This is a genomic window from Pseudomonas sp. PA-4-8C (genome assembly GCF_021606625.1).
In the GTDB taxonomy this organism is placed as follows: Bacteria; Pseudomonadota; Gammaproteobacteria; order Pseudomonadales; family Pseudomonadaceae; genus Aquipseudomonas; species Aquipseudomonas lactis.
The window spans coordinates 1-7,717 of sequence record NZ_WKCD01000262.1 but is presented as its reverse complement, the minus strand read 5'-3'; the positions used below and the strand labels follow the sequence as shown (position 1 = coordinate 7,717).

The 7,717-nt window shown below is 58.2% G+C and carries 7 protein-coding genes and 1 pseudogene; 3 read left to right on the top strand and 5 right to left on the bottom strand.

All coding sequences use genetic code 11. The features are described from left to right. The 3 genes from GIW04_RS25075 to GIW04_RS25065 all read right to left on the bottom strand — a co-directional run. A partial coding sequence (locus GIW04_RS25075; protein WP_236479300.1) for a GldG family protein occupies positions 1-652 on the bottom strand: 652 nt, incomplete at its 3' end. Between the two features lie 17 nt (positions 653-669). After that, on the bottom strand, positions 670-1,395 hold the full coding sequence (locus tag GIW04_RS25070) for an ABC transporter permease (protein ID WP_003189857.1): 726 nt from the start codon (positions 1,393-1,395) through the stop codon (positions 670-672). Beyond that, on the bottom strand, positions 1,392-2,318 hold the full coding sequence (locus GIW04_RS25065; RefSeq protein ID WP_120247709.1) for an ABC transporter ATP-binding protein: 927 nt from the start codon (positions 2,316-2,318) through the stop codon (positions 1,392-1,394). The genes GIW04_RS25070 and GIW04_RS25065 overlap by 4 nt, the downstream gene beginning before the upstream one ends. A 240-nt stretch (positions 2,319-2,558) precedes the next feature. On the opposite strand from GIW04_RS25065, the gene GIW04_RS25060 reads away from it, so the two are divergent. Both GIW04_RS25060 and greB read left to right on the top strand, forming a co-directional pair. After that, on the top strand, positions 2,559-3,605 hold the full coding sequence (locus GIW04_RS25060; protein ID WP_120247710.1) for a hypothetical protein: 1,047 nt from the start codon (positions 2,559-2,561) through the stop codon (positions 3,603-3,605). Between the two features lie 124 nt (positions 3,606-3,729). Continuing rightward, positions 3,730-4,209, top strand: a complete 480-nt coding sequence (greB, locus tag GIW04_RS25055) for a transcription elongation factor GreB (RefSeq protein ID WP_032897540.1) — start codon at positions 3,730-3,732, stop codon at positions 4,207-4,209. Between the two features lie 37 nt (positions 4,210-4,246). Here greB and GIW04_RS25050 read toward each other — a convergent pair whose 3' ends face one another. Then, positions 4,247-6,757 (bottom strand): ABC transporter permease, encoded by a 2,511-nt coding sequence (locus GIW04_RS25050; RefSeq protein ID WP_120247711.1) that lies wholly within the window; start codon positions 6,755-6,757, stop codon positions 4,247-4,249. Continuing rightward, complete coding sequence (locus tag GIW04_RS25045) at positions 6,757-7,440, bottom strand: ABC transporter ATP-binding protein (RefSeq protein WP_003189864.1); 684 nt, start codon at positions 7,438-7,440, stop codon at positions 6,757-6,759. Before GIW04_RS25045 ends, GIW04_RS25050 begins: the two co-directional genes overlap by 1 nt. A gap of 10 nt (positions 7,441-7,450) precedes the next feature. Between GIW04_RS25045 and GIW04_RS25040 the strand changes: the two are divergent. Next, positions 7,451-7,522, top strand: a pseudogene (locus tag GIW04_RS25040) (arylesterase); the annotation flags it as partial. Between the last annotated feature and the right edge of the window lie 195 nt (positions 7,523-7,717).

The window sequence follows — 7,717 nt, the reverse complement described above, 5'->3', positions numbered from 1 at the left end:
GCTGTATGACCATCAATGTCGCGATGGATGGCGGTACCTGAGCAATGTTCGCCGCCAGTTCCACCACATTGAATTGCTCGCGCATCAACGCCAGCAGCTCGCTGCCCGGTTTATCCAGCGACAGGCCCGACAGCAGGCCGACAGTGGCACGCTCAGGATGCCCCAACTTAGAGATCAGGTGGCTGATCTCATATTCAAGTAATGACTCGTGCTCAGGGCGGAACGCTTCGATGCGTTGGGCGCCCTGGCCAGCGCGGGTGCCGATAAGACCAAGAAATCCTTGTGTGTCATCAAGCCCGAACAAGCTGGCTTTGTAGGCGTCTTCAGAAAAGGGAGCGGGGTTAATGATATGTAAGTTGATCATGCCGTTTGCCGCTTTTTCGAACGCCTTGAGCACGTCTTCGACGCGTCGACCATAACGTTCTAATGCCTGGCTTTTTTGCGGCGCATGGAGGGTATTGAAGTAATACAGATCCAGTGGGCTTTCAAGTGAGGCAAGTAGTTGCCGCGTTGCTGGGGATAACGTATGGATTTTTTCTTGGGAAAAGTCCCATTGGGCAGTAGGTAGTTTGGGTACCCAGACTAGATTGAGTGCCAGAAACAGCAGTGATATGACGAGAAGTGTCATACCCGCACGAAAAGCGGATCCCATCAGTGGTCTTCCTTTTCTCAACTGCTTTTGTAGTTGAGTGTTAGGGTGGTTGCAAACAGAAAAGCAACGATCATGCTGATAAAGTACAGGCTGTCATGCAGTGTGAGTCTGCCGTTATCCATCGCGCTGAAGCGGGCAATGGGATCCAGGGACATCAAACTGTCGATAACCCATATCGGTGCTTGTTGTTCAAGTGCATCCAGTACTGACGAAAGCCCACTGGCGGTCAGCAACAAGCCGAGGGTGAAAAAGAAAATCAGCAGGCGTTGGTTCGCAAGTACACAGATGAAGCAACCCACGGAAAGATAACTTCCCGCCAGCAACCAACTGGCCAGGAACTGCGAAGCGATAACGCTATTGTCAGGCGTGCCCAGATAATTTACGGCAATTACCAAGGGGAAGTTAAGCATCAGCGCAATGCCACAGACAGTCCATGCTGCGATAAATTTGCCGATCACTCGTTCCACTGAGGTGACAGGCAAGGCATTCAGGGTGTCGTAAAAGCTGACGTTGGATTCATCCGACCACAACTGCGTCGATAACAGGGGGACCAGCAGGAGATAGAGCCAGGGATGCAGATCGAAAAAGGCCTGCAGATCGCTGCTGTTGCGCTCCATCCATTGGCTGGAATGCAGCCCCAGCACTGCGCATAGCGCGAGAAAAATCGCCACGCTCAGATAGGTGCTGGGCGCGCAGGCATAGTTGGCCAGTTGTCGTTTGAAAATGACAGGTAGCAGTCTCAAGGTGTTACCTCTTGGCTCAGATGGTGAACGACATCGTTCAGGCGACCCGGCTCCAGATTCATTGACGTGATGTTCCAGCCGCGATGGGTGATAAGCGCGTTGATTGCGGAAAATATGCAATGCCCAGGCATGGCCAGGACCGTCACCTTGCCGGGTGCATGTCGGTCTTCTTCGATGCCGGCGACGCCGGGCAATACGGCCAGCGCGAGCAAGTCCAGCGGGGTGTCTGCTGCGAGGGTGACGGCCTGAAAATGCCGGGAGCTGCGCTGTAAATCGGGCAGCGAGGCATCGGCCACCAGGCGGCCACCGGCCATAACCAAGGCACGGGTGCAGATGTCCGCCAGCTCCTGGTAATGGCGGGAAGCGATGATGATGGTCATTTCCTCGTTCAGGGACTGGATGAGTGCCCGGAACTTGACGCGTTGATCAGGACAGAGGCCTTCTGTGGGTTCATCCAGCAGCAGCAGGCTTGGCGCATGCAGGAGCGCCTGGGCCATTGCCACTCTGCGCTTCAAGCCAAGGGAAAGTACGCTGATGGGGCAGTCGAGTACGGGCAGCAGTTCCAGGCGTGCGGCCACCTGCGCCATCTGGCTGCGTTTTTCCAGCCCGCTCAAACCGCGAATGGCAGCAATGAAATTGAGCATGTGTTTGACGGACATCGTGTGATGGTCAAGGCCGCCTTGGAGTTGATAGCCAATGACCTTTTTGGCTTGAGTTGAATGGGTATGGGTATTGAAACCTTGAACAGTGATGTGCCCCGCCGTCGGCTTGATCGCCCCGGCGATCAAGCTCAGGAGTGTTGTTTTTCCCGCACCACTCTCTCCCAGCAAGCCGATACACTCCTGGCGCTGGGCACAGAAGGACACGTTGCTGATTACGCGTGTTTTGCCCAGCTGTTTTGTCAGGTTGCTTATCTCGATCATGGTTTTACCGAATAAGTTTTGCAGGGCGTGTGAGAGGGGCCGGCAGTATGGAAAAGTGCTTTAAAAAGGGTACGTTCAATATGAAGGCTTGGGAACGCGAAGTATGCTTAATAAGAAGAATCCTACGTTCGACCCGATAATTCGCTGAAACAATTGTTTTGTTTTGAATACTTATTAATGCCCAGATGTTTATCGGATGTTTATATAAGGTTTTTTCTTTTGTAATGAGGCCTGATTGCCATGATGCTTTTACGTACTCTTGTTCTTGAGCGCAACGATGAAGGGACGCCTGTTAACGGCGCCTTGTTGTGCGGGTTTGCTGTTACGCAAACGGCGTCCAACTTTCTGGTGTATAGCCTGGATGAGGAGGCCGAGCCCGGCCATTCCAGGGTCTATATCGCGGCACTGCGTAAAAAGATTGAACGGTATTTCTTGGGAGGCGTTGATTCCAAAGAAGACCTGCAATTAGCCATGCAGGTCTTCAAACAGATCTTGACGATGGCAGCCGCAGCTGGCTCGAAGACGACGCCCATTGCCGAACCTCAGGTTCCCTTTCATTTCATTGATTTGAAAGGCTGCCGGTTACCGCCGGCCAGGCCAGAGGATCACCACTCGGTGATCATCAAGAAGGCTCTGGTCATGAAGGTCATCACCCTGGGCATGTCAGCCCCGGCGTTGCCTGCGATCGAAAGCAGCGCAGTGATCGTGCCGTCCATTCGCTTCTCGTCGAAAATGGTTGCGCCGCCGCGAAATCCGCGCTCAGTCACGACTGCGCCGCAGCCTATGGATGAAGACACCGTTGAGGAACCGGCGCGGTCGCTGGTCGCGATACCGCAGGAGCAGGTTGAGACCATTGCGTCGCCGGTTCTGGTTGAACAAAATGACAGTCAGTTTGAGCCAGACAACCTGCGGTTGGACCCACCTGAGCCTGAGCCCGAACCCTTGGACCCGCCTGCTCAGATGGACCATACCTCTTTGCTCGAAATGGACAGCGCACTGAGCAACCTGGCCAAGGTCGCCCAGGAACTGACGCAAAAAAAATGCGCAGTACTGGAGAAGGAACAGATGCTCGAACAGTGGCAGGCGCGATTGCAACAGCAGCAGAGCCAGCTGGAAGAGAAGGGCCGTGAACTTGAGCAGCGCCATGCCTATTTGCAGGAGCAGGGCTTGGAGGTCAGCCAGAAGGCCGAAAAGCTGGCGATGATGATGTTACAGCTATCGGGTATGCGCCAGCGTATGCAGGGCACGTTGCTTGAGTTGGATCAAGTGCTGGAGGGGCATGGGTGAGGTAATGGGGCGCCGGCCTGGATACTTTCCAGGGTTCATTTATCATCAGTCCCAGCCAGCCGCTGCCTGGGCATGATGCCCTGGCATAACGGCACCATTGGACATTGCCTGGGGATGCAAGCGTTTGAGTACCAAGCTGATTACCAAAGAAGGTCATGAAGCGCTGAAAAAAGAGCTGGATTACCTGTGGCGTGAAAAGCGTCCGGATACCACGCGCAAAGTGACCTGGGCGGCCTCCCTGGGAGATCGCAGTGAAAACGCCGATTACCAGTACAACAAGAAGCTGTTGCGCGAGATCGACCGACGCGTGCGTTACCTGCGCAAACGCCTGGAAGACATGCGGGTGGTGGAGTACATGCCCGAGCAGGAGGGAAAGGTGTTTTTCGGCGCATGGGTCGAAATCGAAAACGAACAGGGCGAGACCAAGCGCTTTCGCATCGTCGGTTATGACGAGATCTACGACCGCATGGATTACATCTCCATCGACTCACCCATGGCACGGGCCCTGCTGCGCAAGGAGGTGGATGACGAGGCAATCGTACAGACCCCAGGCGGGGAGGTGTGCTGGTGGATCACCAAGATCGAATATGTGAAGCCCGCCTGATGGCACGTACCTTGGCTGGGTACGTGCCATCCGGGTTTCAGCCTTCGCGCAATACGGTCAGCGGGCTGGCATTCAGCGCACGGCGCGTGCCGAACACTCCGGCAGCGCCAATCAACAAAGCACCGATCACGGGCAGCAGTAACAACCACGGGTGGGGATGCCACGCCAGGTCAAAGGCGTAGCGGTACAGCACCCAGGTCACCAGTTCGGTGCCCAGTGCCGCCAACAAGCCGCTGACGGCGCCCAGCAGGCCGAACTCAATGCGTCGGGCCTTGACCAGCAACTTACGCTCGGCACCCAGGGCGCGCAGCAATGCACCCTGGCGGATTCGTTCATCCAGGGTGGCCTGCAGGCCAGAGAACAACACCGCCATGCCCGCCGCGAGTACAAACAACAGCACGTATTCGACCGCCAAGGTCACTTGGGCAAGGATGCTGCGCAATTGCTCCAGCAGGGCCTCGACCTGCAGGATAGTGACCGCCGGGAAGGCCCGTGACAGGTCGACGATCTGTTGGTCATGGCCGGGAGCCAGATAGAAGCTGGTGAGGTAGGTCGCGGGCAGATCCTTCAAGGTGCCCGGTTGGAAAATCATGAAGAAGTTGGGCTGGAAGTTATCCCAGTTGATGGTGCGCAGGCTGGTGACCTGCGCCTCACGGTTTTCCCCTCCGATGGTGAACACCAGATGGTCGTTGAGCTTGAGCTTCAGGCTCTCGGCCACTTTGGCTTCCACCGACACGCCAGGAACCCCATCAGTGGGTTGCGCCGACCACCAGCTACCTGCCGTCAGGACGTTACCCGCTGGCAAGTCGGCTGCCCAGGTCAGGCTCAGGTCGCGTTGAGTGGCACGGTCGCCGCTGGAGTCCTTGCTGACAATCTCCTGCACCGGTTCGCCATTGATGCTGATCAGGCGCCCTGGTACCACCGGGTAAAGCGGCGCCGCTTGCGCCTGGACATCCAGCAGGCGGGCGCCAAAGGCGTCCTTGTCGGCCGGCAGGATATTCAGGGCGAAGTAGTTGGGTGCATCCTTGGGCAGCTGGTTTTGCCAGGTGTCGAGCAATTCGCCCCGCAACAGCGCGATCAACCCCATGGACAACAGGATCAAGCCAAACGCCAGGGACTGGCCTGCCGCCGCCAACGGGTGACGCAACAACTGGCCCAGGCCCAGGCGCCAGGGCAGGGAGGCGCGAGCCAATAACCGTCGCAGGCTTTGCAGCAACAGCAACAGCAAGCCACCCAGGAGCAACGCAGCCACCACACCGCCACCGAGTAATGCGAAGGTCAATACCAGGTCCAGGCTCAGGCGCCACATGATCAGGCCCAAGGCAAACAGCGCCGCGCCGTAAACCATCCAAGTGCTTGAGGGGATAGGCAGCAAATCGCGGCGCAACACCCGCAGCGGTGGTACCCGGCCCAGTGCGGCCAGTGGCGGGAGGGCGAAGCCGGCGAGGGCGACCAGCCCGGTACCGATCCCGGCGACGGCCGGCAGCAGCCCGCCCGGCGGTACGTCGGCGGGGAGCAAGTCGTGCAGGAAATAGAACAGGCCAAACTGCGCCAGCCAGCCGAGCAGGGCGCCGGCCAGGCTCGCCAGCAAGCCCAGCACACTCAGTTGCAGGGTGAACAACAACATCGCTTCACGGCGCGACAGGCCCAGGCAGCGCAACAACGCGCTGGCATCGAAACGTCGGCTGGCGAAGCGGTTGGCCGACAGCGCCACGGCCACGCCAGCCAGCAGCACGGCCACCAGGCTGGCCATGTTCAGGTAGCGTTCGGCCTTGCCCAGCGCGCCGCCGATTTGCTGGTTGCCATCGCGGGAGTCCTGCAGGCGCTGGTTGGCGGCCAGGCCCGGTTTGACCAGGTCGCGATAGGTTTGCAGCGCAGTGCTGCCTTGCGGCGCACGCCATAGTTCGCGGTAGCTCACCCGGCTGCCTGGCTGCACGACACCGGTGGCGTCCAGGTCCGCCAGGTTGATCATGACCCTGGGCGTGAGGCTGTAGAAGTTGCCGGCGCGGTCGGGCTCATAGGTCAGGATGCGTGCCAAGCGCAGGGTTTTCATGCCGACATCAATGCTGTCGCCGACTTTCAGGTCCAGCGCCGTCAGCAATCGTGCTTCCACCCAGGCTTCGCCGGGTTTTGGGGCACTGCCCGGAACTTCAGCGCCGAAAGGCTCGGTGCTGCTTTTAAGCTCGCCACGCAGCGGGTACTGCTCGTTGACCGCCTTGATACTGGAAAGCTGGATGCCATTGTCGGTGGCGATAACGCTGGAGAACTCCACGATGCGGGCGTGATCCAGGCCCAGTTCGGTCCCTGATTTGATTTGCTCGGGGCGGGCCGGCGAGCTGCCTTCGAGCACCAGGTCGGCGCCGAGGAACTCGGTGGCACGCAGCAGCATGGCGCCGTTGAGGCGCGCACCAAAGTAGCCGATGGCGGTGCTGGCGGCCACGGCCACCAGCAGGGCAAAGAACAGCACGCGCAATTCACCGGCGCGGGCGTCGCGCAGTAACTGACGCATGGCAAGGCTGAACAGACGCAACAGCGGCAAACGTGCCATCAAGGCTCCAGGGGCGCGACCATCAGGCCGGCTTCAAGGCGGATCAGGCGTCGGCAACGGTGGGCCAGGCGCTCGTCATGGGTGACCAGTACCAGGGTCGTACCGCTCTCTTTATTCAACTCGAACAGCAGGTCGCTGATGCGCTCGCCAGTATGGCTGTCGAGGTTGCCGGTGGGCTCGTCGGCAAACAGCACATCCGGTTCGGCGGCAAACGCGCGGGCAATCGCCACGCGTTGTTGTTCGCCACCGGACAGCTGGCGAGGCGAGTGGGTCAGGCGCTGGCCCAGGCCTACGCGCTCCAGCAGGTGTTTGGCTCGCTCGCGGGCGTCCTGGCGACCGTCCAGCTCCAGCGGCAGCATCACGTTTTCCAGCGCGTTCAAGCTGTCGAGCAACTGAAAGGATTGGAATACGAAGCCCACATGCTCGGCGCGGATGCGTGCGCGCTGGTCTTCGTCGAGGGTGCTCAGGGCTTGCCCGGCCAGGGTGACTTCGCCGCTGCTGGGCAGGTCGAGGCCGGCCAGCAGGCCCAGTAGGGTGGATTTGCCGGAACCGGAGCTGCCGACGATAGCCAGGCTATCGCCCTTGTTCAGTTCCAGGCTCAGTTCGTGCAGGATAGTCAGTTCACCTTCCGCGCTGGGAACCACTTTGCTAAGGTTTCGCGCGGTGAGAATGCTTGCGCCCATGGAGAATCCGATGCGAGTGTGGTTTTTGAGTGCTGGCCTGGCCTTGATGTGCATGGCCCAGAACGCAGCGGCGGGGACAGTCCCTGTCTCTTATTAACATCTCCCAGCCCCCGAGACTGTCGCTGGGGTCTCGTATGCCGTCTTTTTCTTTAAAAAAAAAAAAAAAATAACTCAAAAAAATACTACAATTCTATATATTGATTGCTATAGTACATAGTATAAGAGTGTAATATATATCAATACTTGAATACATCACTAATAGAAGTATGTTGCATTA

Bases quoted from the DNA above. Each gene is read 5' to 3' on its own strand.
- GIW04_RS25050 (WP_120247711.1), bottom strand. From the start codon at position 6,757: ATGGCACGTTTGCCGCTGTTGCGTCTGTTCAGCCTTGCCATGCGTCAG.
- GIW04_RS25045 (WP_003189864.1), bottom strand. From the start codon at position 7,440: ATGGGCGCAAGCATTCTCACCGCGCGAAACCTTAGCAAAGTGGTTCCC.
- GIW04_RS25060 (WP_120247710.1), top strand. From the start codon at position 2,559: ATGATGCTTTTACGTACTCTTGTTCTTGAGCGCAACGATGAAGGGACG.
- GIW04_RS25065 (WP_120247709.1), bottom strand. From the start codon at position 2,318: ATGATCGAGATAAGCAACCTGACAAAACAGCTGGGCAAAACACGCGTA.